The 23,025-nt window shown below is 71.2% G+C and carries 25 protein-coding genes; 12 read left to right on the top strand and 13 right to left on the bottom strand.

Annotated elements, in window-relative coordinates; all coding sequences use genetic code 11:
• The first annotated feature begins 40 nt into the window (after window positions 1-40).
• The gene (locus ACOKM3_RS19300; RefSeq protein ID WP_426902039.1) at window positions 41-919 is read left to right on the top strand and encodes a MurR/RpiR family transcriptional regulator; all 879 of its coding nucleotides are present in this window, start codon (window positions 41-43) and stop codon (window positions 917-919) included.
• Window positions 920-957: 38 nt separating this feature from the next.
• Here the strand turns inward: ACOKM3_RS19300 and ACOKM3_RS19305 are convergent, their stop codons facing one another.
• The gene (locus tag ACOKM3_RS19305) at window positions 958-1,593 is read right to left on the bottom strand and encodes a helix-turn-helix domain-containing protein (protein WP_426902041.1); all 636 of its coding nucleotides are present in this window, start codon (window positions 1,591-1,593) and stop codon (window positions 958-960) included.
• Window positions 1,594-1,686: 93 nt separating this feature from the next.
• Between ACOKM3_RS19305 and ACOKM3_RS19310 the strand changes: the two genes are divergently transcribed.
• Both ACOKM3_RS19310 and ACOKM3_RS19315 read left to right on the top strand, forming a co-directional pair.
• A complete protein-coding gene (locus ACOKM3_RS19310; protein ID WP_426902043.1) occupies window positions 1,687-2,418 on the top strand; it encodes an AzlC family ABC transporter permease in 732 nt (243 codons plus the stop codon).
• Complete coding sequence (locus ACOKM3_RS19315) at window positions 2,415-2,729, top strand: AzlD domain-containing protein (protein WP_426902045.1); 315 nt, start codon at window positions 2,415-2,417, stop codon at window positions 2,727-2,729. The genes ACOKM3_RS19310 and ACOKM3_RS19315 overlap by 4 nt, the downstream gene beginning before the upstream one ends.
• Window positions 2,730-2,777: 48 nt before the next feature.
• Here the strand turns inward: ACOKM3_RS19315 and ACOKM3_RS19320 are convergent, their stop codons facing one another.
• Window positions 2,778-3,227 (bottom strand): DUF2000 family protein, encoded by a 450-nt coding sequence (locus ACOKM3_RS19320; protein WP_426902047.1) that lies wholly within the window; start codon window positions 3,225-3,227, stop codon window positions 2,778-2,780.
• Window positions 3,228-3,276: 49 nt separating this feature from the next.
• Between ACOKM3_RS19320 and ACOKM3_RS19325 the strand changes: the two genes are divergently transcribed.
• Window positions 3,277-4,110: a helix-turn-helix domain-containing protein gene (locus ACOKM3_RS19325; protein WP_426902048.1), complete on the top strand. Its 834-nt coding sequence runs from the start codon at window positions 3,277-3,279 to the stop codon at window positions 4,108-4,110.
• A 141-nt stretch (window positions 4,111-4,251) separates the two neighbouring features.
• Here ACOKM3_RS19325 and ACOKM3_RS19330 read toward each other — a convergent pair whose 3' ends face one another.
• Window positions 4,252-5,739 carry an MFS transporter gene (locus ACOKM3_RS19330; protein ID WP_426902050.1) on the bottom strand — a complete coding sequence of 496 codons (1,488 nt, stop codon included), beginning with the start codon at window positions 5,737-5,739 and terminating at the stop codon, window positions 4,252-4,254.
• 176 nt (window positions 5,740-5,915) lie between these two features.
• Here ACOKM3_RS19330 and ACOKM3_RS19335 point away from each other — a divergent pair, with 176 nt between their 5' ends.
• Window positions 5,916-6,764, top strand: a complete 849-nt coding sequence (locus tag ACOKM3_RS19335; RefSeq protein ID WP_426902052.1) for a helix-turn-helix domain-containing protein — start codon at window positions 5,916-5,918, stop codon at window positions 6,762-6,764.
• Window positions 6,765-6,831: 67 nt separating this feature from the next.
• On the opposite strand, the gene ACOKM3_RS19340 is transcribed toward ACOKM3_RS19335, so the two are convergent.
• The gene (locus ACOKM3_RS19340) at window positions 6,832-8,163 is read right to left on the bottom strand and encodes an acetyl-CoA C-acetyltransferase (protein ID WP_426902053.1); all 1,332 of its coding nucleotides are present in this window, start codon (window positions 8,161-8,163) and stop codon (window positions 6,832-6,834) included.
• An 88-nt stretch (window positions 8,164-8,251) separates the two neighbouring features.
• Here ACOKM3_RS19340 and ACOKM3_RS19345 point away from each other — a divergent pair, with 88 nt between their 5' ends.
• Together ACOKM3_RS19345 and ACOKM3_RS19350 are read left to right on the top strand one after the other, a co-directional pair.
• Window positions 8,252-9,592: a 3-oxoacyl-ACP reductase gene (locus ACOKM3_RS19345; RefSeq protein ID WP_426902055.1), complete on the top strand. Its 1,341-nt coding sequence runs from the start codon at window positions 8,252-8,254 to the stop codon at window positions 9,590-9,592.
• A 212-nt stretch (window positions 9,593-9,804) separates the two neighbouring features.
• Window positions 9,805-10,680, top strand: coding sequence for a MaoC family dehydratase (locus ACOKM3_RS19350; RefSeq protein WP_426902057.1), 876 nt, complete (start codon window positions 9,805-9,807; stop codon window positions 10,678-10,680).
• Between the two features lie 4 nt (window positions 10,681-10,684).
• On the opposite strand, the gene ACOKM3_RS19355 is transcribed toward ACOKM3_RS19350, so the two are convergent.
• The 4 genes from ACOKM3_RS19355 to ACOKM3_RS19370 form a co-directional block, all read right to left on the bottom strand.
• Window positions 10,685-11,338 carry a TetR/AcrR family transcriptional regulator gene (locus ACOKM3_RS19355; RefSeq protein WP_426906834.1) on the bottom strand — a complete coding sequence of 218 codons (654 nt, stop codon included), beginning with the start codon at window positions 11,336-11,338 and terminating at the stop codon, window positions 10,685-10,687.
• A 1,406-nt stretch (window positions 11,339-12,744) separates the two neighbouring features.
• Window positions 12,745-14,064, bottom strand: coding sequence for a dicarboxylate/amino acid:cation symporter (locus tag ACOKM3_RS19360; RefSeq protein WP_426902059.1), 1,320 nt, complete (start codon window positions 14,062-14,064; stop codon window positions 12,745-12,747).
• Window positions 14,065-14,430: 366 nt separating this feature from the next.
• Window positions 14,431-14,736 (bottom strand): DUF4229 domain-containing protein, encoded by a 306-nt coding sequence (locus ACOKM3_RS19365; protein ID WP_426902061.1) that lies wholly within the window; start codon window positions 14,734-14,736, stop codon window positions 14,431-14,433.
• A gap of 109 nt (window positions 14,737-14,845) precedes the next feature.
• On the bottom strand, window positions 14,846-15,424 hold the full coding sequence (locus ACOKM3_RS19370; protein ID WP_426902063.1) for a DoxX family protein: 579 nt from the start codon (window positions 15,422-15,424) through the stop codon (window positions 14,846-14,848).
• A 153-nt stretch (window positions 15,425-15,577) separates the two neighbouring features.
• Here ACOKM3_RS19370 and ACOKM3_RS19375 point away from each other — a divergent pair, with 153 nt between their 5' ends.
• A complete protein-coding gene (locus tag ACOKM3_RS19375) occupies window positions 15,578-16,114 on the top strand; it encodes a GNAT family N-acetyltransferase (protein ID WP_426902065.1) in 537 nt (178 codons plus the stop codon).
• A 211-nt stretch (window positions 16,115-16,325) separates the two neighbouring features.
• Here the strand turns inward: ACOKM3_RS19375 and mqnE are convergent, their stop codons facing one another.
• The 3 genes from mqnE to ACOKM3_RS19390 all read right to left on the bottom strand — a co-directional run bounded on the left by mqnE (window position 16,326) and on the right by ACOKM3_RS19390 (window position 18,824).
• Window positions 16,326-17,489, bottom strand: a complete 1,164-nt coding sequence (gene mqnE, locus ACOKM3_RS19380; RefSeq protein WP_426902067.1) for an aminofutalosine synthase MqnE — start codon at window positions 17,487-17,489, stop codon at window positions 16,326-16,328.
• Window positions 17,490-17,540: 51 nt separating this feature from the next.
• Window positions 17,541-17,996 carry an Lrp/AsnC family transcriptional regulator gene (locus ACOKM3_RS19385; RefSeq protein WP_422408774.1) on the bottom strand — a complete coding sequence of 152 codons (456 nt, stop codon included), beginning with the start codon at window positions 17,994-17,996 and terminating at the stop codon, window positions 17,541-17,543.
• 144 nt (window positions 17,997-18,140) lie between these two features.
• The gene (locus tag ACOKM3_RS19390) at window positions 18,141-18,824 is read right to left on the bottom strand and encodes a UbiX family flavin prenyltransferase (RefSeq protein WP_426902069.1); all 684 of its coding nucleotides are present in this window, start codon (window positions 18,822-18,824) and stop codon (window positions 18,141-18,143) included.
• 81 nt (window positions 18,825-18,905) lie between these two features.
• On the opposite strand from ACOKM3_RS19390, the gene ACOKM3_RS19395 reads away from it, so the two are divergent.
• From ACOKM3_RS19395 to ACOKM3_RS19405, 3 genes are read left to right on the top strand one after another with little or no spacing between them, the layout of a single operon-like run.
• The gene (locus ACOKM3_RS19395) at window positions 18,906-19,529 is read left to right on the top strand and encodes a rhomboid family intramembrane serine protease (RefSeq protein ID WP_426902071.1); all 624 of its coding nucleotides are present in this window, start codon (window positions 18,906-18,908) and stop codon (window positions 19,527-19,529) included.
• Window positions 19,530-19,553: 24 nt separating this feature from the next.
• Window positions 19,554-19,823, top strand: a complete 270-nt coding sequence (locus tag ACOKM3_RS19400) for a type II toxin-antitoxin system Phd/YefM family antitoxin (RefSeq protein ID WP_426902073.1) — start codon at window positions 19,554-19,556, stop codon at window positions 19,821-19,823.
• Entirely contained in the window at window positions 19,816-20,235 is a 420-nt protein-coding gene (locus ACOKM3_RS19405) for a PIN domain-containing protein (RefSeq protein ID WP_426902075.1), read from the top strand. Before ACOKM3_RS19400 ends, ACOKM3_RS19405 begins: the two co-directional genes overlap by 8 nt.
• A gap of 58 nt (window positions 20,236-20,293) precedes the next feature.
• On the opposite strand, the gene mqnP is transcribed toward ACOKM3_RS19405, so the two are convergent.
• The gene (mqnP, locus tag ACOKM3_RS19410) at window positions 20,294-21,199 is read right to left on the bottom strand and encodes a menaquinone biosynthesis prenyltransferase MqnP (RefSeq protein ID WP_426902076.1); all 906 of its coding nucleotides are present in this window, start codon (window positions 21,197-21,199) and stop codon (window positions 20,294-20,296) included.
• Window positions 21,196-22,656, bottom strand: a complete 1,461-nt coding sequence (locus ACOKM3_RS19415; protein ID WP_426902078.1) for a menaquinone biosynthesis decarboxylase — start codon at window positions 22,654-22,656, stop codon at window positions 21,196-21,198. Before ACOKM3_RS19415 ends, mqnP begins: the two co-directional genes overlap by 4 nt.
• 87 nt (window positions 22,657-22,743) lie before the next feature.
• Here ACOKM3_RS19415 and ACOKM3_RS19420 point away from each other — a divergent pair, with 87 nt between their 5' ends.
• Window positions 22,744-23,025, top strand: coding sequence for a PLD nuclease N-terminal domain-containing protein (locus ACOKM3_RS19420; protein WP_426902079.1), 282 nt, complete (start codon window positions 22,744-22,746; stop codon window positions 23,023-23,025).

Raw genomic sequence — 23,025 nt, forward strand, 5'->3', positions numbered from 1 at the left:
CAGGAGAGTAACGGCCGTCACACGAGAGTCAATAGCTGTAATGGAAATTACCGATGGGGCAGCCCGACTGCGGGACGCCGTGCGCGAGCACTGGGACGAGCTGTCCGCGTCCGAGCGGGCGGTGGCCCAGTACCTGGTCAGCGCCCCGGCCGAATCCCTCCTTTTCGCCTCCGCGCAGGAGCTGGGAACGGCGAGCGGCACCAGCAACGCGAGCGTGGTCCGGACACTCCAGCGGCTCGGGTACGCGGGACTGCCCGCGCTCAAGCGGGAGTTGGCCTCGGACCTCACCTCCGCGGTGGCCCCCGAGGTGCGGCTCAAGCAGCGCATCGACCATGTCGGCCGAGACCTGGACGGCATCTGGGGCGAGGTGTTCGACGAGGCCGCCGAGCGCATCGACCACGCTCGGCGGCTGACGCCCGGCGAGGCGCTACGGGACGCTGTCGGGGCCCTGGCCGAGGCCGGCGAGATCCACTGCTACGGGGTGGCGGCGTCCGAACTCGCGGCGCGACACCTGGCGTTGGCGCTCGGCAGGGTCGGCCGCAGGGCGCAGTACGTCGGGGCCACGGGCTTCGCGCTCGCGGACCACCTGCTGCGGCTGCGCCAGGGGGACGCGGTCGTCATCTTCCAACCGGGCCGCGATCTGCCCGAGTTGACGGTGCTGATCGACCGGGCGCGGGCGGTGGGCGCGCGGGTCGTCCTGGTCACGGACGAGCTGGCCGAGCGGTACGGGGATCAGGTCGACGCGGTGCTCACCGCCCCGCACACACCCACGGGGATCACCACGGAGGCGCTGACGGCGCTGGTGGTGGCGGACGCGCTGCTGCTGGCGATGACGACGCTGGACGAGGCGCGCGCCGTGGCGACGTCGCACCAGCTCACGGTGTTGCGGGAGCAGTTGCTGCGGCCGAAGAAGAAGTAGGCCTTCTGGATCCCACTACGTGCGCCTCCCAGGTCCAACTACGTGTGCTGCATCACCAGTACGCAGGTCGTGCCCGGCTCCAGGGCCCGGCAGGTGTGGGGTGCGTCACCGGGGTACGAGAGGTAGTCGCCGGGGGCGAGTTCGACGGGGTCCTCCGTCGGGCCGGCGAGGACCCGGCCCGTCGCGACGATCAGGTGTTCCGTGGTGCCGGGCGAATGCGCGTCCGAGTCGCGCGGACTGCCCGGCTCCACCTGGAGGAAGTACAGGTCGCGGCGGGCGCCCGGCGGACTCGCGGAGAGCAACGCGGCGCTGTAGTTGGCCACTTCGGAGGGGACGGCCGGACCCTGGCCCGCGCGGATGACGTGGACGGTGGCGCGCGGCGGGTCGAGCAGGACACTCGGCGGAACGTCCAGGGCGACGCTCAGCGCCCACAAGGTCTCCAGGCCCGGTTTGCCGTTCGCGGCCTCCAGCTGGGACAGCGTGGACTTGGCGATGCCGGCGCGTTTGGCCAGCTCGGAGAGGGAGAGGCCGGCGCGGGTGCGTTCGCGGCGGAGGGCCGCGGCGATGCGGTCGAGTGGTAGGCGGGTCGTGGTTGACGTCTCGGGGCTCCGCCCCGGACCCCGCGCCTCAAACGCCGGCGGGGCTGGATTTGGGGCTTCATTCTGTTTGCCCATGAGTACTCCTGTCCTCGGTCGGTCGCGGCGTTCGCTGTAGCGAGCCTATCGTTCGGCTTGACGAACGCCCACGGGCGCGCGCATCCTCCTGTCATGCGTTCGCCAGACCGAACATTCAGTCCGCCACTCCGAACACTCTCCATCGAGCCCCGACTGCTCCGTGACTGCGCCCTCGTATGGCTCGCCGACACCGTCGTCGGGCTGTCGTTCGGCGCGGTGGCGGTCGCGAGCGGGCTGCCCGTGTGGGTGCCCGTGGCGATGTCGCTGCTCGTGTTCGCGGGATCCGCGCAGTTCAGCGCCGTAGGAGTGTTCGCCGCAGGGGGCGGGCCCTTCGCCGCGGCCGTCACCGGGCTGGTGCTCAACACCCGCAACGCCGCCTTCAGCCTCGCGATCGCCGACGCGCTCGGCACGTCCTGGTTCGCGCGGCTCGTGGGGGCACACCTGGTGACCGACGAGACGGCCGCGTTCGTGATGGCGGAGAAGGATCCGGCCCGCCGGCGCACCGCCTTCTGGGTCTCGGGCGTCGGCCTCTTCGTCGCCTGGAACGTGAGTGTCGCGCTCGGCGCCGTCGCCGGATCCGCCCTCGGGGACACCAACCGGTTCGGGCTCGACGCCGCGTTCCCCGCGGTGCTGCTCGCCCTGGTGCTGCCCGCGCTGCGGGACGGGCGCGGGGTGCGGCGGGCCGCGGCGGCGGGCGCCGTGCTCGCGGTCGCCGCCACACCGTTACTGCCGGCGGGGGTGCCGGTGCTGCTCGCCCTCGCCGGGCTGCTGTGCACGCTGTCACCTGCGGAGACCGCCGGGGAGCCCGCCGGGAGGCCCGTGTGAACGCCCAGCTCATCGCCGTACTCGCGCTCGCGGCGGGAACCTACGTCTTCCGGCTGGCCGGGCCACTGTTGCACGGCCGGGTCCAACTCCCCGTACGCGTACAGAAGTTGCTGACCGACGGCGCGACGGTCCTGCTCGTCGCGCTGCTCGCCACCGGCGCCCTGATGGAGGGGCACGAGTTCGCCGGATGGGCGCGGCCCGCCGGCGTACTGGTGGGTGGGGTGCTCGCGTGGCGGCGGGCGCCGTTCGCGGTGGTGGTCGTGGGGGCGGCGGCGGTCACGGGGCTGCTGCGGCTGGCGGGGCTTCCGTAACCCCGTCCAGGCCGTCTCCGAACTCCCCGCCCCATGTCCCGTCGATCCTCACGGGTGCATCCGGGCACCCTTCAGCACCTTGTCCACCGCGTTGCGCGCGCCGTACACGGCGAGGCCCACCAGGTCGAGGTCGGCCGTTCCCACGGCTCGTACGGCCGCCCTGTTGTCCGTGTCGTTGCCGGTCGCGAACAGGTCGGACGTGAAGACGGCGCGGGGCAGGGCGCGGCGCAGTGCGCGTTCGTGGGCGGTCTTCAGGAGTTCCTTGCCGCCCTCGAAGACCAGCACCGGCTGCCGCAGCATCGGCAGGTACGGGGTGCCGTCCGCGTCCTCGTACGGTTTGCCGATCACCTCGGGCAGCTGCGTGCCGAGGCCGCTGACCAGGAACGCCGTGACATTCAGGCGCTGCCAGGTCTCCAGGTCGTCCCGGAGCAGCACGGCGATCTTCGTGTCGAAGCGGACGGGGGCGGGGGCGGGAGTGGTGGTGGTCTCGGTGCTCATGCCTTGAGACTGCCGCCCGTTTCCCCACCTGGTCTTGTACGTTTTTTGCATGGCAGTCGGCGGTCCTGCGGGCGAGGAGATCACCGCGTGGCGGCCCCGCGTACCGGGCGTCACGGAGGTCTTCCACGCCCACTTCACGCGGCACGCCTACCCGATGCACGTGCACGACACCTGGACGCTGCTCATCGTCGACGAGGGCGCCGTCCGCTACGACCTGGAGCGGCACGAGCACGGGACGCCGCTCGGCACCGTCTCGCTGCTGCCCCCGCAGGTTCCCCACAACGGGCAGGCCGCGACGCCGGAGGGGTTCCGCAAGCGGGTGCTGTATCTGGAGGCGGCGGGGGACGACGGGCCGCTGGACGCGTCGTTCATCGGGGCCGCCGTGGACACGCCCGATCTCGTGGATCCGCTGCTGCGGCGACGTATCGGGCAGCTGCACGCCGCGCTCGCGCACCCCGGGGACGAGCTGGAGGCCGCGGCGCGGCTCGCGCTCGTCGGGGAGCGGCTGCGTGAGCGGCTGCGGCCCGCGCTCGCCGACGCCCCGAGGGCCGTGCCCGACCGGCGTGTGGCGGCGGCGCTGCGGGAGCTGATCGACGCGCGGGTCGTCGAGGGCGTCGAGCTGAAGGAGGCGGCGGGGCTTGTGCACGCGCATCCGGCGCATCTGGTGCGGTCCTTCGGGGCGGCGTACGGGATCGCTCCGCATCAGTACCTGATGTCGCGGCGGGTGGATCGGGCGCGGCGGCTGTTGCTCGACGGGCAGGCCCCCGCCGGGGTGGCGGAGGCGTGTGGGTTTTACGACCAGGCGCATTTGACGCGGTGCTTCAAGCGGGTGGTGGGGGTGCCGCCGGGGCGCTATGCGCGCGGCGGTCGGCGTGAGCGGTGATCTTGCGCCCAGCCGGGGTTGACGTCTCGGGGCTCCGCCCCGGACCCCGCGCCTCAAACGCCGGCGGGGCTGGATATAGGGCTCTGCCCCATGCCCCGCTGCTCAATCGCCGCAGGGGCTGGAAAGACCGCCGCCTGGGACTCAATTTCGCCGAACCGGCCCTGAGGTACGCAGCGCCACTCCGCTCACCACCGCCGTCGCCACCAACAGCACGCCCGCCACCACCAGGCTCACCCGCATCCCGGTCAGGGAGAACGTTCCCTCGCCGTTGGATGCGAGGAGGGTGCCGAAGACGGCGACCGCGAGGGCGCCGCCGGTTTGGCGGAGGGCGTTGAGGAGGCCGGAGGCCGTGCCCACGCGCGGGCCGGGGACGGCGTCCATCAGCATCGCCGTCACCGCCGGGATGGCGAACGCTCCGCCGAGGCCCGTCGGGACGAGGAGGGTCAGGAGCAGCCAGGTCGGGGTGTGCGCGGTCAGGGGCAGCAGGGCGAACATCGCGAGGGCCAGGACGAGTTGGCCGATGACGACGACCGGGCGGCGGCCGAAGCGTTCGGCGACGCGCGGGGAGATCAGGTTCGTGCCGGTGATCAGTACGGCCAGCGGTACGAAGACCAGGCCCGCCGCCGTCGCGGACATGCCCCGGAGCTGCTGAAGGTAGAGGCCGAGCAGGAACACCACACCGTAGAAGCCGACGTTGATGGCGAAGCCGACCGCGAGGGAGACCGAGACCGTGCGGTCGCGGAGCATGGTCAGCGGGACCATCGGGGCGCGGTGGCGCTTCTCGGTCACGTAGAAGGTGATCGCCGACACCACCGCCACCGCCAGCGCCGCGAGACCCGCGCCGCCGCCCTCGATCACCGCGAAGGTCAGACCCGCGAGGGTGAGGACCGCCGTGATCTGACCGGGGATGTCCAGTGGTGCGGGGCGGCGCGGCGAGGGGGCGACCTTGGTGAGCAGGAGCAGGATGGCCGCGCCCACGGGCAGGTTGAGGAAGAACACCGCACGCCAGCCCACGTGTTCGGTGAGTACGCCGCCGAGCACCGGGCCCGCCGCCATCGACACCGAACCGCCGACCGTCCACAGGGCGATCGCCCGCGCCCGCCGCCGCGCGTCGTCGTACGCCTCCCGGATCAGCGCGAGCGAGGCCGGCATCAGGACAGCCGCCGCCCCGCCCTGGACGACGCGCGCCGCGATCAGCGCGCCGAGGCCGGGGGCGACGGCGCAGGCCAGCGAGGCGAGGGTGAAGAGGGTGGTGCCGAGGACGTAGGCGCGGCGGGCGCCGGTGCGGTCGCTGAGCGCGCCCGCCGACAGCATCAGACCGGCGAACATCAGCGTGTACGCGTCCGCCACCCACTGCAGTCCGGTCATGCCGCTGTGCAGGTCGTCGCGGATGCCGGGCAGGGCGATGTTCACGGCCGACACGTCGATCGTGATCACGGCGAAGCCGAGCAGCGCGGCGAGGAGGGCGGGGGTCTGGCCGGTACGGCCGGGTGCGGCCCCGGCTTCGAGTACGGGCTGCGTACGAGTACGGCTGCGGGCTCTGGCGGCGACGGTGGTCACGCTGTCCTCCTGGGGCGTGGTGTGCGAAGTGCGGGTGGGCGGCAGGCACGGGCCGCGGCCCTGTGACATGCACTCCCTGGGCCCCCGGGCCCTTACGTGAAGGGCCCCTGCCTGCCGGCCACCCGCAGCGAGGACAACTCTGCGGCCGGCGCGCGAAAGGTGGCAGACCGCGCCGCACCGGGGTGCCGCGTTCCTGGCCCTGACACGGCCCCCCACCGCACTCCACGACGATGGACAATGCACGTATGGCTGAGACCACGGAACTGGGCCGCTATCTGCGGGCCCGCAGGGGGCAGGTGACACCGGCCGAGGCGGGGCTGCCCGCCGGCACGGGCCTGCGGCGCACGCCGGGGCTGCGGCGCGAGGAGCTGGCGACGCTCGCCGGAGTGAGCGTCGACTACTACACACGCCTGGAGCGGGGCCGCGAGACGAACCCCTCCCCCGCCGTGATCGACGCCATCGCCCACGCGCTGCGGCTGCGCGGCGACGCCCACGAGCGGCTGCACGACCTCGCCGAGATGGCCTCGGGCCGGCACACCGAGCCCCGCCCCACCACCGACGACACGGTGCGCGAGTCCGTGCTCCGGATGCTGGAGGCGCTGCGGCCACTGCCCGCGTACGTGGTCAGCCGCTTCAACTACGTCCTCGCGGCGAACCCGGCGGGCCGGCGCCTGCTGCCCGGCCTGTGGGACCTGCCCGCCGAGCAGCGCAACATCACCCGCTATCTCTTCCTGCACCCGGTCGGGCGGGCGCTGTACGTGCCGTGGGAGGAGACGGTGACCGCGTCGGTCGCGCACCTGCGGGCCATCGGCGGCACGGACGCGGACGACCCGCGGATGGCGGCGCTGGTCGGCGAACTCCTCCTGAAGTCACCGGACTTCGCCCGCATCTGGGACCGGTACGACGTCCACGAGCGCAGCGGCGGCACGAAGTCCTTCGACCACCCGAAGGTCGGCGCGATGACGCTCACCTTCGAGGTGATGCAACTCGCGCGTACGGGCGGCCAGCGGATGGTCGTGTACCAGGCCCCTGCGGGGTCGGCGGACGAGGAGGCGGTGCTGAGGTTGGACCCCCAACAGGCAAGCCCGCGCTGAGCATCATCGAGCCCCGCCGGCGATTGAGGCGCGGGGCCTGGGGCAGAGCCCCGAGGCGTCAACCCCGTCAGGCGCGCTCCAGAATCGCCGTCACGCCCTGCCCACCCGCGGCGCAGATCGAGATCAACCCGCGACCCGAACCACCCCGCTCGGCCAGCAACTTCGCCAGCGTGGCGACGATCCGCGCACCCGTCGCCGCGAACGGGTGCCCGGTCGCGAGGGACGACCCCGCCACGTTCAACCGGTCCCGGTCGACCGGCGCGAGGCCGGACTTCTCCCACGCGGCGAGCGTCGCCAGCACCTGCGAGGCGAACGCCTCGTGCACCTCGACCAGGTCGAAGTCCTCGATCCCGAGCCCGGCCCGCTCCAGCATCCGCGGCACGGCGTACGCGGGCGCCATGAGCAGCCCGTCGCCCTCGCCACCGGTGACGTCACCGTCCACGAAGTCCACGGCCGCGGTCTCGTACGCGGTCAGATACGCGAGCGGTTCGAGGCCGCGGGCCTGCGCCCACTCCTCGCTCGCGAGCAGCACCACCGCCGCGCCGTCCGTCAGCGGCGTCGAATTCCCGGCCGTCATGGTCGGGTTGTCGCCCTTGACCCCGAACACCGGCTTCAGCGTGCCGAGTTTCTCGACCGTCGAACCCGGCCGCAGATTCTGGTCGCGCTCAAGTCCCCGGTACGGCACCACGAGTTCGTCCAGGAACCCGCGGTCGTACGCCGCCGCGAGCCGCTGATGGCTGGTGGCGGCCAGCTCGTCCTGGGCCTCGCGCGCGATGCCCCACGCGCGCGCGGTGACGGCGGCGTGCTCGCCCATGGACAGGCGGGTGCGCGGCTCGGCGTTGCGTGGGATGTCGGGGATCAGATGCCCCGGCCTGACCTTGGCGAGCGCCTTGATCCTGGCGCCCGCCGACTTGGCGCGGCGGGCCTCGAGGAGGATCTTGCGCAGTTCGTCGTTGACGCCCAGCGGGGCGTCGCTCGCGGTGTCGGAGCCGCCCGCGATCGCGCTCTCGGTCTGGCCGAGCGCGATCTTGTTGGCGGCGGCGATCACGGCCTGCAGGCCGGTACCGCAGGCCTGCTGGATGTCGTACGCGGGCGTGCGCGCGTCCAGCATCGAGCCGAGCACGGTCTCGCGCGCGAGGTTGAAGTCACGGCTGTGCTTGAGCACGGCGCCCGCCACGAACTCGCCGACGGCGCCCGGCTCGTGGAGCTTCAGCCGCCCCACGAGGCCGTCGAGCGCGGCGGTCAGCATGTCCTGGTTGGACGCGGTCGCGTACGGGCCGTCGGAGCGCGCGAACGGGATCCGGTTGCCTGCGACGACGGCGACACGACGGGGGGCGTTTCCTGCGACCGGGGCGGCCGGCCCCTTTCCTGCGGCAGAGGCCTTCGGGGTTCGCGCCATGTTCGGCAGCTCCTGAGCTCTCGACAAGTACTGACCAATGAGTAACCTTACTCTGTAGTAAATTTACGACCGAGCTGGGAGCTGGACAATGGCCGACCGCTATCTGAACTTCACGGGCACGGCCCCCGGCCGCTTCCTGACCCGCCGCCTCGGCCTGCCGCAGCCCGCACCGCTGCACCGCTTCAGCCCCGAACGGCCGTGCCTGGAAGGGCAGTTGCTGCACCTCACGGCGGGTGAGCCCGCGCACCGCGAGGAGCTCGGGAAGCTGCTCGCGGGGGCCGGCCTCGACGTCGTGTCGACCGCCTCCCCGGCCTCCGCGGGTGAGCGGCCCGCCGCCGTCGTCGTGGACGCCACCGCCGTCACCGGCCTCGACACCCTCGCCGAGGTGCACGCCGCGCTGCACCCGGTCGTCCGGTCGGTGGCGACGGGCGGCCGCGTGGTGGTCATCGGCGCACCCCCCTCTGCCGATGACCACCACCAGGCGGCCGCGCAGCAGGGCCTCGAAGGCTTCGTGCGCTCGCTCGGCAAGGAGATCGGGCGCGGCCGCACCGTGAACCTGGTGCGCGTCGCGGGCCCGGTGGCCGGAGCCGAGTCGACCCTGCGCTTCCTGCTGTCGCCGAAGTCGGCGTACGTGAGCGGGCAGGTGATCCAAGTGGGCGCTGCGGGCGACGAGTTGACGCTCCCCGAGAACTGGGACCGGCCGCTCGCCGGGCGCACCGCCCTCGTCACCGGCGCCGCCCGCGGCATCGGCGAGGCCGTCGCCGAGACCCTCGTACGGGACGGGGCCGAGGTCGTCCTGCTCGACGTGCCGTCCGCCGAGGCCGACCTCGCGAAGGTGGCGGAGCGGCTCGGCGGGCGCGCGCTGCCGCTGGACATCACGGCGGCCGACGCGGGTGCGCGGATCGCGGAGTTCGTGCCGGACGGCCTGGACGTGCTCGTGCACAACGCGGGCATCACCCGCGACCGGCGCCTGGCCAACATGCCTGCCGAGCGCTGGAGTTCGGTCCTCGAGGTCAACCTCGCGAGCGTGCTGCGGACGACGGACGCGCTGCTCGACGCGGGGGCCGTACGTCGCGGCGGGTCGATCGTCGCCACCGCGTCCATCGCCGGGATCGCGGGCAACGCCGGGCAGACCAACTACGCGGCCAGCAAGGCGGGCATCGTCGGCCTCGTACGGTCGCTCGCGCCGCGCGCCGCGGCGGAGCACGGGGTGACGGTGAACGCGGTGGCCCCCGGTTTCATCGAGACCAAGATGACGGCGGCCGTCCCGCTGTTCATCCGGGAGGCCGGCCGGCGGATGAACTCCCTCGGCCAGGGCGGGCTTCCGGTGGACGTGGCGGAGACGACGTCGTGGTTCGCGTCCCCGGCATCGGGGGCGGTGAACGGCCAGGTGGTCCGGGTGTGCGGTCAGTCCTTGCTGGGCGCGTAGGCCCTCCGGGGCGACCCCCGCCGTGGGCGGCCCCGGCCGCCTCGGGCAATCCGCCGCCGACCCCGGCCGCCTTGGGCAATCTGCCGCCTGGGGCGGCAGGGTGGGCAAGGCGGCACCCCGGCGCGGGCAGCGCCCACCGGTCGGCACCCACCCCGTCGCAGCCCACACCACGACCCCCGCAACGCCTCCCGCACCCGTCACGAGGACCCGCCATGACCCCCCGCACCGTCACCCTCGACCGCACCCCCTCCCTCCTCCCCCTCATGCTCCGCGGCGCCACCCTCTCCCCGCTCAAGCGACCGCGCCAGGACGCACCGCTGCCCGACACCCGGCTCACCGTCCCCGGCCTCCGCGTCACGCAGAACCACCTCACCGCGTACGAACGCGCCTGCGGGTTCGCGACCGAGCGGCCTGAGCTGCCCGTCACGTACCCGCACATCCTGGGCTTCCCACTGGCCATGCGGCTGATGTCGGAGCGCACGTTCCCGCTGCCGGTGCTCGGCCTCGTCCACACGTCGATCGCGATCACGCAGCAGCGCGACCTTTCACCCAGTGAGACCTTCGAACTGAGCGTCTACGTAAAGGAGTTGCAGCCGCACCGCCGCGGCACGGAGGCCGTCGTCGTCACCGAGCTGCACGTCGCGAGGGAACCGGTGTGGCAGTCGACCAGTACATACCTGGCCCGCCACAAGACGCCCACGTCGAAGGCCGCGGCACCCCAGCAGGACACACCCCACCAGGACACCCCCGCCGACCCGCTCCCCGAGCAGGCCCGCTGGCGGCTCGGCGACGACCTCGGCCGCCGCTACGCCGCCGCGTCCGGCGACCGCAACCCCATCCACCTGCACCCGCTCACGGCCCGCCTCTTCGGCTTCCCGCGCGCCATCGCCCACGGCATGTGGACCGTGGCCCGCTGCCTGGCGGAACACAAGACGCACGGGCCCGTCCACGTACAGGCCCGCTTCAAGGCACCGGTGCTGCTGCCTGGCGAGGTGGTGTACGCGGCCCAGGGCCCGGCCTTCGAGCTGCGGGCGGCCGAGGGCGACCGGGTGCACGTCACCGGCGAGGTCCACGGGTTGGCCGACTAGGGCCCTAACGGGCCGACCAGCGTTCCCCGTCCATCAGGTTGCCGAGGCCGGACCAGGAGAAGTTCATCAACGTCGTGGCGGCCTCCTTCGCGGACACCGTCGCGTCGCCGTTCGCCCAGTCCGCCAGCGCCTCCGCCGCGCCGACGAGGGCCTGGGCGAGGCCCGCGACCTCCCGCTCGGCCAGCTCCGGGTTGTCGTGCGCCTCGCGTGCGGCCTCCGCGATCAGGTGGGTCACGAACGCCACGATCTCCTCGCGCATCGCGCCGACCTCCGCGACAACGGGCTCTCCCTTGCTCGAACGAAGCTGAGAGCCTTGGGACGCGTCCCCGCCGGATCGCGCCTGACTGTGCAGCACCGCCCAGCCGTCGGGGCGTTCGGCAGTGTGCGTGAAGAAGGCGGTCAGCCCCTCCCAGAGCTGCTGGTCGGCTGCCACGTCCGTGCGCACGCCCGCCCGCACCGCGTCGACCAACGCCTTCGCCTCGCGGCGGATGCAGGCGCTGAACAGGTCTTCCTTCGAGTTCAGGTACAGGTACACCAACGGCTTGGACACGCCCGCCAGTTCGGCGATCTCGTCCATCGACGCGGCCCGGTACCCCCGCTTCCCGAACACCCGCACCGCGGCGTCCAGCATCTGCCGCTCCCGCTCGGCCCGCGGCATCCTCTTCTGCCGCACCACCCCGGACCGCACCTCGCCGCCCACCCCAGCCGCCTTTCCTCGCCCGCTCTGCACGCTTCAGCGTACGCATTCCGCCATGACCTCCGGCCCCACCGGGACCACTCCCCTGCCCCGGGCCTCCACCCCGGCTCCGACCGGGCTGTAGCCCCGGAACTCCGCCGCCGTTCCAGTCACCGTCCCCCACGCCCCGGGCTGCACCCCGGGCCGGCCGGCGTCACGGCCAACCGTTCCCACGCCTCGGGGCTGCACCCCGGGCTCCGTCGCCCTTCGGGCCCGTGCCTCTCGTCCACGAGCGAGCTCGGGTGCCCCGCCCATCTCCCACCCACCCGCCCCCTCCGGGGGCGTCGGCCTCACGGGGCCCCCGGGCACCCCACCACCCCCAACGGCTCCCCACCCGTGACCGCCGGCACTGACCCGCCACAGGCAACCCCCGCCAACGACAGCTGCCCCCTAGTGGCCGAACCCGCCACCACCTTCGGCAACCCCCACCAACCACGGCTCCCCACCCCTAGCGGCCGACGCCACCACCACCTTCGGCAACCCCGCCCACCACGGCTCCCCGCCCGAAACGGCCGACGCCACCCGCCTTGGGCAATCTGCCGCCTGGGGCGGCAGGGTGGGCAAGGCGGCACCCCGGTGCAGCGCACCCCTCACGACAGGTGCCGCCCCCGGCAAAAGGTCCGGTCGGGCGCGGCGCGCCCCCGACGGCCCCCGCCCCGCCACAGCAGCCGGGCTCCGGGACGGGCCAAAGCCCCCGGAGGGGGCGGGCGGGAGCTGACCGGGCACCGGCCCAGCCGAAGGAAGCACGGCACCCCGTACCGATCGCATCGGCGCCCACCCCGGCGGGATTCCAGGACCGAGGGCCACACCCCCATCACCACGGAACCCGCCCCCGGCGCAGCAACCGGCCCCGCCCCGCGTAACGGAACCACCCCACCCGGGGTGCCGAAATCCCCGAAGGGGTCGGGCGGGAGACGACCCAGCCCCGACGCAGTCGGAGAGGCACAACGCCGCGCAACCAGAACACAGGCCGGCCGTCACCCCGGCACAGCCCAGCCGCCCCTCGGCGCCGCACAACAAAGACGACCCCGCCCCGGGGCGCGGAAGCCCCCGGAGGGGGCGGGTGGGAGGGAGATAGGCGGGTACCGGCCCAGCCGGAGTAAGCACGCCCCGCGCAACCAGTACGGAGGCCGCCCGCCCGGCAGCCCTCCAAACCCCCGCCACCACGCCCCGATAACCCCAAGCGCCGCCCCGGCACACTCCGAACCCACGGCACCGCGCCACAAAAACCCGACCCCAACCGCAACCCCACCGACCCCGGACACACGAATTCCCGCCCCCCGGGGACCGGAAAGGCGGGAATTCGTGTGGGACGAGCCTGGGGGACGTCAGGCGGCGGCCGGGACGGCCACCTCCTGCGGCTCGTCCACCGGGGAGGACGTCGCGGAGTCGTAGGCGTCACGGTCGAGGATCTTCTCGCGAGCCGAGACGATCACCGGGACGAGCGCTTGACCCGCAACGTTCGTCGCCGTCCTCATCATGTCCAGGATCGGGTCGATCGCGAGGAGCAGGCCGACGCCCTCCATCGGCAGGCCGAGCGTCGACAGGGTCAGCGTCAGCATGACCGTGGCGCCCGTCAGACCGGCGGTGGCGGCGGAACCGATCACCGACACGAAGGCGATGAGCAGGTAGTCACCGACGTTGAGGTCGATGCCGAAGATCTGCGCGACGAAGATCGCGGCGATCGCCGGGTAGATCGAGGCGCAACCGTCCATCTTCGTCGTCGAGCCGAACGGCACGGAGAAGGAGGCGTACTCCTTCGGAACGCCGAGGCGCTCGGTCACCCGCTGCGTCAGCGGCATCGTGCCGACCGACGAACGCGAGACGAAGGCCAGCTGGATCGCGGGCCAGGCGCCCTTGAAGAACTGCAGCGGGCTGAGCTTCGCGACCGTGGCGAGCAGCAGCGGGTAGACGCCGAAGAGGACCAGTGCGCAACCGACGTAGATGTCGGCGGTGAACGTCGCGTACTTGCTGATCAGGTTCCAGCCGTACGTGGCGATGGCGTTGCCGATAAGGCCGATGGTGCCGATCGGGGCGAGCTTGATGACCCACCACAGGGCCTTCTGGAGCAGCTCGAGGACCGACTCGGAGAGGGTCAGGATCGGCTGGGCCTTCTCGCCGATCTTCAGGATGGCGATGCCGGCGACGGCGGCCATGAAGACGATCTGCAGGACGTTCAGCTCGGTGAAGGGCGTGATGACGTCCGTCGGGATGATGCCGGTGAGGAAGTCGATCCAGGAGCCCGCGTGGTCCGGCTTCGCGCCGTCCTTCGGGGTCAGGCCGGTGCCGGCGCCCGGGTTGGTGAGCAGCCCGATGGCGAGGCCGATGACGACCGCGATCAGCGACGTGACCATGAACCAGATCAGCGTGCGCGTGGCGAGCCGGGCGGCGTTGTTGACCTTACGAAGGTTGGTGATGGACACCAGGATCGCGAAGAAGACCAGCGGGGCGACGGCCAGCTTCAGGAGCTGGATGAAGGTGTCGCCGACCTTCTGCAGGGTGGTGACGAGCCAGGAGATGTCCTGGCTGCGGGCCAGCCAGCCGAGCAGCACACCCAGGACGAGACCGCCGAGGATCTGCGCCCAGAACGGGATCTTGGGTATTCGGAAGCCGGACTTCTGTTCGGCTGCGGGGGTGTTCGCGGACACGGAGGCACTCCAGTGAGGACGCGCGGGGTTCGGGGCAACGTGCGGGAGCGGCGACCGCTGGATCCTCGAGACCCGGTCAACGACGCCGCTGCATACTTCGGAATTTCGCGATCAGGCGCGACACGCCGCGGACATGCAGCGGCAGAGATCGACATGCAGGCGCTCCACGAGCGGAACGCTCATGGCCTTCTGGTGCGCTGCTGATGCCTTCATGACAGGAAGATTAACACCGCAACTTTGAGAACATCAAAGGTCTTCTTTGGGGCCGGTGGACAGCTCGTAACCCCCTTAACCCCCATTTACCTTGAAAACACAGGCGGCCCCGGCACCTGTCAGGTGCCGGGGCCGCCGCGAGTGTGAGGTAACTTACGCGTCCTGCGTGTGGGCGCGGGTGCGGGCGGCGTCGTCCGCCTCGTCCTCCATGGAGCGGTTGGCCGCCATGTTCGCCTTGGCGCGGTCCACGCGGGCGACGACCTTTTCGGAGGCGCGATCCCGCTCGCCGCGCAGCACGACGTAGCTGATGGGGGCGGAGATCACCAGGCCGAGCAGCGCGATCCACATCCAGTAGGAGCCGCCGATGCCAGCGGGCACGATGCCGGTGGCGACGAGACCCCAGACGACGAGGAAGCAGCCCACGAAGATCCCGAGCCGCATCAGCGTGTAGCGGAGCATGTCAATCCACTCTTCCGTTCCGAAATGGTGCCCTTACAGGACGAGCGCCCCTCCAGTGAAGCACGGGGAGGGGCGTCCGATTTCAGCGGGGGCTCATGGAGTCCCGGCGTCAGATCAGCCAGCGGTTCTTGCGGACGGCGGGCAGCTGGGCCCAGACCCCGCCGAGGCCGTAGTACCGGCCGGCGCCGGTCGCCGCGGTGATCAGCAGGACGAGGGCGATCATCCAGTGGTCGTCCATGAACGGGTTGCTGTCGGGCCACAGTGTGACGAGCCACATGAAGGCCATCATCAGCGTGCCCGCGACGGCCGCGATCCGCATACCGATGCCGAGGATCATGGCGAGGCCGACGCCGAGCAGGCCGAGCATGAAGACCAGGTCGAGCCACCAGGCCCCGGCCACGGAGTCAAACATGTGGGCGAAGGGGCCGGTCGTTCCGTGCAGCAGGAAGCCCTCGGTGGGGCTGCCGCCGTTCAGCCAGCTGCCGCTGGAGGGCGTCGCCTTCCCGAGGCCGAAGGTCTTGTCCAGGAAGGCCCACAGGAAGTAGAAGCCGACGAGTACGCGGGACGCGGCGAGGGCGCCGCGGGCGACGGGCGCGCGGACGACGACGTCGTCCTGGCTGCCGGCACCCCGGCGCGGGGCGCCCGCGGCGCCGTGTCGGGCGGGACTGTCCGAAGCGTGAAGAGCCATGACCGTTGCCTTCTTCCTTGCCGCACCCCGCGGTACGGGCTGCTCGTGAATACATTCACAAGCTACGCCCGGTGCTTAGCCCGCCCCTACGGTCGAAGGTCCCGATACGGACGTCCGAACGTCACGACCTCGCCTCTGGTTACGCTCGGGCCCATGCGCACCACACCTCCCCTCACCTTCGAACTCGACCCGGCGGTCGACCCCGATCTGCGCGACGGGCTCCTCACCCTGTGGTCGGACGTGACGAACGCCGGCGGCGCGGTCGGCTTCGTCCCGCCGGTCACGCCCGAGGACATACGTCCGGAGCTGGTCAAGCGCCTCGCGGATCTCGCCGAGGGCCGGACCCGGCTCCTCGTGGGCCGCGACGAGCACGGCCGGGTCGCGGCGACGGCCTTCCTCGCGTACAACCAGCACCGCCTGATGAAGCACCACTTGTGGCTCTACACGGTGATGGTCCACCCCGAGCACCAGGGCAAGGGCTACGGCCGCGCCCTGATGTCGGCCGCCGCCGAGGTCGCCCGCACCTTCGAGGGCATCGAGGCCCTCCGCCTCACCTGCCGCGGCGGCACGGGCGCGGACGCCTTCTACGCGGCCTGCGACTACAAGGAGGTCGGCCGCGTCCCGGGCGCGATCCGGGTGGCCCCGGGCGACGACAGGGACGACGTCCACATGATGCTGCCGCTCAATTAGGGCCGCCCCTGCGCCGGGTGAGCAATTCCATCCCTTACGGCGGTGAGCAATTTGAGCCCCTGCGGCGATTGAGCAGCGGGGTCCGGGGCGGAGCCCCGATCTTTCCAGCCCCGCCGGCGCTTGAGGCGCGGGGTCCGGGGCGGAGCCCCGCGACCGTGCCACGGGAGGCCGCAACGAAAACGGGCCCCGGCGGAACCGGGACCCGTAAAACTCACACCCGCATCGGCTGCGGCTCATCCCGCCGCCCGGGGTCCGCCCCCTCGTACTCTCGAATGATCTCGTACCGCGTGTTGCGCTCCACCGGCCGGAACCCCGCGTCACGGATCAGGTCGAGCAGATCCTCCCGCGTCATCTTGCTCGGCGTCCCGTAGTTGTCCGCGTCATGCGTGATCTTGTACTCGACGACCGAGCCGTCCATGTCGTCCGCCCCGTGCTGCAGCGCGAGCTGCGTGGTGTGCAGCCCGTGCATGACCCAGAAGCACTTCACGTGCGGCACGTTGTCGAACAGCAGCCGGGAGACCGCGAAGGTCTTCAGCGCCTCGGCGCCCGTGGCCATGGTCGTCCGCGCCTGCAGCTTGTTGCGGATCTTGCCGTCCTGCATGTCGACGAAGTCGTGCTGGTAGCGCAGCGGGATGAAGACCTGGAAGCCGCCGGTCTCGTCCTGCAGTTCACGCAGCCGCAGCACGTGGTCGACGCGGTGGCGGGGCTCCTCGATGTGCCCGTACAGCATCGTCGAGGGGGTCTTGAGGCCCTTCTCGTGCGCGAGGCGGTGGATGCGCGACCAGTCCTCCCAGTGGGTGTCGTGGTCGACGATGTGCTGCCGGATCTCCCAGTCGAAGATCTCGGCGCCGCCACCGGTCAGCGACTCCAGACCGGCCTCGATCAACTCGTCAAGAATCTCACTGGCGCTCATCCCGGAGATCTTCTCGAAGTGATGGATCTCGGTGGCGGTGAAGGCCTTGAGCCCGACGTTCGGCAGGGCCTCCTTGAGGGCCTTGAGCGAACGCGGGTAGTAGCGCCACGGCAGGTTCGGGTGCAGTCCGTTGACGATGTGGAGTTCCGTGAGGTTCTCCGACTCCATCGCCTGGGCGAGCTTGACGGCCTCCTCGATGCGCATCGTGTAGGCGTCCTTCTCGCCGGGCTTGCGCTGGAAGGAGCAGTAGGCGCAGGAGGCGGTGCAGACGTTCGTCATGTTCAGGTGACGGTTGACGTTGAAGTGCACGACGTCGCCGTTCTTCCGCGTCCGCACCTCATGGGCGAGGCCGCCGAGCCAGGCCAGGTCGTCCGACTCGTAGAGCGCGATGCCGTCCTCGCGGGACAGCCGCTCGCCGTCCCTGACCTTCTGCTCCAGCTCGCGCTTGAGCCCTGCGTCCATGCCCGTACCTTCCCTCAACTCAACAGACCAGCCCACCGTACGCCCCGGGGCTCACGCCTCCTCGGGAAGCTCCCCCACCCGGTTCTCCCACTTCGTGGAGAGAATGATGGTGGTACGGGTCCGGGACACGCCCTTCGTGCCGCTCAGGCGGCGGATCGTCCGCTCCAGGCTGTCCACGTCGCCCGCGCGGACCTTCAGCATGTACGAGTCGTCGCCCGCGATGAACCAGCAGTCCTCGATCTCGTGCAGGTCGCGCAGCCGGTGCGCCACGTCCTCGTGGTCGGCGGCGTCGGAGAGCGAGATGCCGATGAGGGCGGTGACACCGAGGCCGAGCGAGGCGGAGTCGACGGTGGCGCGGTAGCCGGTGATCACGCCGGCCGCCTCGAGGCGGTTGATGCGGTCCGTGACGCTGGGTCCGGACAGGCCGACGAGCCGGCCCAACTCCGCATACGAGGCGCGGCCGTTCTCGCGCAGGGCCTGGATGAGCTGCCTGTCCACGGCGTCCATAAGGTCCAATGCCTTTCATTGTTCAGCGTTGACGCGAGCTTATGTACAGAAACGAAGGCGCGCTAGGGTGAATCCCCGCAAAATCCAAAGTTCTTCACTCGGGGCGACCGGGCGACGGAGCCCCCTCACGGACGGGGAACGGCGTCACTCGGCCGCACGGGAGCCTCCCCCGAGCTCGCCCTCCCAGCGGCGGTACAGCGTGTGCGGCACACCCGCCGCGTCCAGCGCCCGCCCCGCGACGAAGTCCACGAGGTCCTGGATGTGCGTCGCCCCCGCGTAGAACGCTGGTGACGCCGGCAGCACCACGGCGCCCGCCTCGTCGAGCGCCACCAGGTGCTTGAGGGTCTGCCCGTTCAGCGGCGTCTCCCGTACGGCGACGATCAGCGGCCGCCGCTCCTTGAGCGTCACGCTCGCCGCGCGCTGCAGCAGATCCTTCGAGAGTCCGAGCGCGACACCGGCCACGCACGCCGTCGAGGCGGGCACGATGATCATGCCCTTGACCGGGTACGAGCCGGAGGAAGGACCGGCCGCGAGATCACCTGCGGGCCAGTACCGCACGTCGTCGAGCCCGATGCCGGCGAACGTGCCCGGCTTGCCGTCGGCGCCGCGCGCCAGCCACTGGGCCAGGTCCTCGCGCCAGTGCGCGTCCCGCAGCGGGATCCCCGTCTCGTCGAGCAGCGTGAGCCGCGAGGCCCGCGAGACGACGAGGTCGACGGCTTCGCCCGCCGCGAGCAGGGCGCGCAGCACGGAAGCGGCGTACGGGGTCCCCGACGCTCCGGACACCCCGACGACCCAGGGCTTGCGGCTGCTTGCTTTGACGTGCTCCACACCACGAGCCTATCCGGCGGCCCTGCGGGGGAACTTGAGCAGGGGCTGTGAGCGTTCTTTCCATGACGGGCGGGGGCTGGGATGACGTACGAGGACGGATCGGGCCGGGCGGCGGTCCTGCGGCGGCCGAGGCGTGAGCGGGCACTGACGGCGGGCAAGGTGATGCTCGCCTGGGTGGCGCTGCTCTGGCTCCTCGAAGTGGTCGACGTGGCATCGGGCAACGCCCTGGACACCTTCGGCATCCAGCCGCGCGAGCCCTCCGAGCTGATCGACGTCGTCCCGGCGTCCTTCATCCACTTCGGCTTCGCGCACGTCGCGGCGAACTCGATACCGCTGCTGGTCCTCGGCTTCGTCGCGGCGCTCGGCGGACTGCGCCGCTTCTTCCTGGCCTGCGCCCTGATCGTCGTCGCGGACGGCCTCGGGGTGTGGCTGGTGGCCCCGTCCCACACGAACACGGCGGGCGCCTCGGGCCTGATATTCGGCCTGTTCGCCTTCGTCGTCCTGTCCGGTTTCGTGGAACGCCGCCCACTCGGCATCGTCGTCGGCATCCTCATAGCCGCGTACTGGGGCACATCATTCCTGGCCGGCCTCTCCCCCACGAACGACGGGGTGAGCTGGCAGGGCCATCTGATCGGGCTCGTGGCCGGGGTGGCGGCGGCGTTCGCCCTGCGGCGCCGGGCACCCTCGCAGGGCGTAGCACCGTGAGACACACCGCGCTACATTGGTGTCATGGAGACCATCACCCAGCGCGAGCTTCGCAACAACTCCGCTGCCGTCATGGACGCCGTCGAGAACGGCGAGACGTACCGCATCACCCGTAACGGCGTGGAAGTGGCGGAGCTGCGTCCGATACGGCGCCGACGGGAGCCGAGCGCCGGGGAGTTGGTGGCCAGGCATCGTCTGCTGGCCCGGGTGGACGCGACCGAGATGCGGCGCGAGGCGGAGCAGTTCTTCGGCCCCGATGAGCTGGACGACCCCTGGGAGCGGCCTCGTGGCTGATCCCTCCGCGGGGCAGCGCCACGCCGTCGGCGTCCTCGACACCTGTACCTACATCGATCTGGATCTGCTCGACGTCGCCGCTCTGCCCCATCGTCCCCGGCTGACCGCCATCACGTTCGCCGAGTTGCACCAGGGCGTCGCCATGGCGCGGGACGCTGCCGCGCGGGCCGCGCGGACGGAGAAGCTCGCGGCGGCGGTGGCCGACTTCGATGCCCTCCCGTTCGACAGCGATGCGGCCGCCCGCTACGGCTCTCTGGTCGCGCTCACCCTCGCGGCCGGGCGCGACCCCCGCCCCCGCCGCCTCGACCTGATGATCGCGGCCATCGCCTCCGCACACGGCCTGCCGCTGTACACGCGCAACGCCGATGACTTCAAGGGCCTGGGCGACCGCGTCACCGTCGTGGCGGTATGAGCGTCGGCGGCGGCACCCGGACGCGGTGCCGCCGCCGACCTACTCAGAGAGCAGACAGCTAGACCGTCAGCCCCCGCACCAGCAGGTCGAGCAGCGCGCACACGAAGAGTGCGATGCCGATGAAGCCGTTGACCTGGAAGAAGGCCCGGTTCAGGCGGGAGAGGTCGTGGGGCTTCACGATCGAGTGCTCGTACAGGAAGGCGCCTGCGACGATCACGAGGCCGACCCAGAAGAAGGTGCCCGCGTCGGTGGCCAGGGCGTACCAGACGAACAGGGCCGTCGTGAGGGTGTGGCAGACGCGCGCGCCCCAGATCGCCCCGGGGATGCCGAAGCGGGCCGGGACCGACTTCACGCCGACCTCTCGGTCCGTCTCCACGTCCTGGCAGGCGTAGATGAGGTCGAAGCCGCCGATCCAGATGCCGACCGCGAGACCGAGGATGACGGCCGTCCAGGACCACTCGCCGGTGATCGCGATCCACGCGCCGATCGGGCCCATCGCCTGGGCGAGGCCCAGGATCGCCTGCGGGAAGTTCGTGAACCGCTTGCCGTACGGGTAGACGACCATCGGGATCACCGCGATGGGCGCGAGCGCCAGGCAGAGCGGGTTCAGGAGCGCCGCCGATGCCAGGAAGACGACCAGGGCGATCAGCGCGCCGGTCCACGCCGACTTCACGGACACCGCGCCCGTCACCAGTTCGCGGTGCGCGGTGCGCGGGTTCCGGGCGTCGATCTCGCGGTCGATGATCCGGTTCGCCGCCATCGCGAACGTCCGCAGGCCCACCATGCAGATGGTGACCAGGAGGAGTCGGCCCCAGTGGATGTTCTCGTCCAGCTGGAACATCGCCGTGAGGGCCGCGATGTAGGCGAAGGGCAGCGCGAAGACCGAGTGCTCGATCATGACCAGGCGCAGAAACGCCCTGGTCCGTCCCGGCTGCTGCGGGATTGCTGCTGAAGCGCTGGTCACGAGAGTCCGTACTCCTTCCAACGACGGTCCACGAGGGCCGCCGTACGGGGGTCGGAGACGACCATCTCGGGCCAGCCTCCGTCCCTCGTGTAGCCCTCCTCGGGCCACTTCTTCGTCGCGTCGATGCCCGCCTTGCCGCCCCAGAACTGCTGGTACGAGGCGTGGTCGAGGTGGTCGACCGGCCCCTCGGCCACGGTCAGGTCACGGGCGTAGTCCGTGTTCCCGAGCGCGCGCCACGAGACTTCATGAAGATCGTGGACGTCGCAATCGGAGTCGACGACGACGATGAGCTTCGTCAGCGACATCATGTGCGCGCCCCAGATCGCGCTCATCACCTTCTGGGCGTGCTTCGGGTACTTCTTGTCGATCGAGACGATCGCGCAGTTGTGGAAGCCGCCGGACTCCGGCAGGTGGTAGTCCACGATGTCCGGGACGATCACCTTGAGGAGGGGGAGGAAGAAGCGCTCCGTGGCGCGGCCCAGCGGGCCGTCCTCCGTCGGCGGGCGGCCCACCACGATCGACTGGAGCAGCGGACGCTTCCGCATCGTCACGCAGTCGATCTTGAGGGCCGGGAACGGCTCCTGGGGGGTGTAGAAGCCCGTGTGGTCCCCGAAGGGGCCCTCCGGGAGCATCTCGCCCGGCTCGAGCCAGCCCTCGATGACGACTTCCGCGTTGGCCGGGACCTGGAGCGGCACCGTCTTGCAGTCGACCATCTCGACGCGCTTGCCCTGGATGAACCCGGCCAGCATGTACTCGTCCATGTCGCCGGGCAGCGGCGCCGTCGACGCGTACGTGACCGCCGGCGGGCAGCCGAAGGCGATGGCGACGGGCAGCTTCTCGCCCCGCTTGGCGGCCACCTGGTAGTGGTTCCGGCTGTCCTTGTGGATCTGCCAGTGCATGCCGATGGTGCGCTTGTCGTGGCGCTGCAGGCGGTAGAGCCCGAGGTTGCGGATGCCCGTCTCGGGGTCCTTGGTGTGGGTGAGCCCCAGGTTGAAGAAGGAGCCGCCGTCCTCCGGCCAGGTGAACAGCGCCGGCAGCTTGTCCAGGTCGACGTCCTCGCCCCGCAGCACGACCTCCTGCACGGGGGCCGCGTCCGACTTCACCTTCTTCGGCGGTACGTGCGTCATCGCGCCGAGCTTGCCGAACGCCTCGCGGATGCCGACGAAGCCCTGCGGCAGCTCCGGCTTCAGCAGGCCGCCGATCTTGTCGCTGATGTCGTCGTACGACTTGAGGCCGAGCGCCTTGAGCAGGCGCCGGTCGGTGCCGTACACGTTCATCGCGAGGGGCATCGACGCGCCCTTCACGTTCTCGAAGAGGAGGGCGGGGCCGCCGGCCTTGTTCACCCGGTCGACGATCTCACCGACCTCCAAGTACGGGTCGACCTCGGCCTTGATGCGCTTCAGGTCGCCTTCGCGCTCCAGAGCCCTGAGCAGGGAGCGAAGATCGTCGTAAGCCATGCGTTCCAGTATCGGGCAACCGTTAACCTGGCCGAGTCACCGGGGGCCCAGTACGCCCCGTTCCGTTCCTTGGGGGATCGCGACACCATGCTGCGCTACTTGCCCTTCCTGCTGGTCCTCGCGCTCTGGATCTACGCGTTCATCGACTGCCTGAACACCCCGGAAAAAGAGGTGCGCAAGCTGCCCAAGGTGGTGTGGGTCATCATCATCCTGCTGTTCGGCGAGGTCCTGCTCGGACCGATCGCCTGGCTGGCGGTGGGCAGGCCGCGCCGCACCCCCGCGGGCGGCGGCGGCACACGGTTCGTCGCGCCCGACGACAACCCCGAATTCCTGCGGTCCCTGAAGGACGACGACAAAAAGGACGAATGA

Source organism: Streptomyces nidicola (assembly GCF_050106155.1).
GTDB lineage: Bacteria > Actinomycetota > Actinomycetes > Streptomycetales > Streptomycetaceae > Streptomyces.

Bases quoted from the DNA above. Each gene is read 5' to 3' on its own strand.
- ACOKM3_RS19300 (WP_426902039.1), top strand. From the start codon at position 41: ATGGAAATTACCGATGGGGCAGCCCGACTGCGGGACGCCGTGCGCGAG.
- ACOKM3_RS19305 (WP_426902041.1), bottom strand. From the start codon at position 1,593: ATGGGCAAACAGAATGAAGCCCCAAATCCAGCCCCGCCGGCGTTTGAG.
- ACOKM3_RS19310 (WP_426902043.1), top strand. From the start codon at position 1,687: ATGCGTTCGCCAGACCGAACATTCAGTCCGCCACTCCGAACACTCTCC.
- ACOKM3_RS19320 (WP_426902047.1), bottom strand. From the start codon at position 3,227: ATGAGCACCGAGACCACCACCACTCCCGCCCCCGCCCCCGTCCGCTTC.
- ACOKM3_RS19325 (WP_426902048.1), top strand. From the start codon at position 3,277: ATGGCAGTCGGCGGTCCTGCGGGCGAGGAGATCACCGCGTGGCGGCCC.
- ACOKM3_RS19330 (WP_426902050.1), bottom strand. From the start codon at position 5,739: ATGTCACAGGGCCGCGGCCCGTGCCTGCCGCCCACCCGCACTTCGCAC.
- ACOKM3_RS19335 (WP_426902052.1), top strand. From the start codon at position 5,916: ATGGCTGAGACCACGGAACTGGGCCGCTATCTGCGGGCCCGCAGGGGG.
- ACOKM3_RS19340 (WP_426902053.1), bottom strand. From the start codon at position 8,163: ATGGCGCGAACCCCGAAGGCCTCTGCCGCAGGAAAGGGGCCGGCCGCC.
- ACOKM3_RS19345 (WP_426902055.1), top strand. From the start codon at position 8,252: ATGGCCGACCGCTATCTGAACTTCACGGGCACGGCCCCCGGCCGCTTC.
- ACOKM3_RS19350 (WP_426902057.1), top strand. From the start codon at position 9,805: ATGACCCCCCGCACCGTCACCCTCGACCGCACCCCCTCCCTCCTCCCC.
- ACOKM3_RS19355 (WP_426906834.1), bottom strand. From the start codon at position 11,338: ATGCCGCGGGCCGAGCGGGAGCGGCAGATGCTGGACGCCGCGGTGCGG.
- ACOKM3_RS19365 (WP_426902061.1), bottom strand. From the start codon at position 14,736: ATGCTCCGCTACACGCTGATGCGGCTCGGGATCTTCGTGGGCTGCTTC.
- ACOKM3_RS19370 (WP_426902063.1), bottom strand. From the start codon at position 15,424: ATGGCTCTTCACGCTTCGGACAGTCCCGCCCGACACGGCGCCGCGGGC.
- ACOKM3_RS19375 (WP_426902065.1), top strand. From the start codon at position 15,578: ATGCGCACCACACCTCCCCTCACCTTCGAACTCGACCCGGCGGTCGAC.
- mqnE (WP_426902067.1), bottom strand. From the start codon at position 17,489: ATGGACGCAGGGCTCAAGCGCGAGCTGGAGCAGAAGGTCAGGGACGGC.
- ACOKM3_RS19385 (WP_422408774.1), bottom strand. From the start codon at position 17,996: ATGGACGCCGTGGACAGGCAGCTCATCCAGGCCCTGCGCGAGAACGGC.
- ACOKM3_RS19395 (WP_426902071.1), top strand. From the start codon at position 18,906: ATGACGTACGAGGACGGATCGGGCCGGGCGGCGGTCCTGCGGCGGCCG.
- ACOKM3_RS19400 (WP_426902073.1), top strand. From the start codon at position 19,554: ATGGAGACCATCACCCAGCGCGAGCTTCGCAACAACTCCGCTGCCGTC.
- ACOKM3_RS19415 (WP_426902078.1), bottom strand. From the start codon at position 22,656: ATGGCTTACGACGATCTTCGCTCCCTGCTCAGGGCTCTGGAGCGCGAA.
- ACOKM3_RS19420 (WP_426902079.1), top strand. From the start codon at position 22,744: ATGCTGCGCTACTTGCCCTTCCTGCTGGTCCTCGCGCTCTGGATCTAC.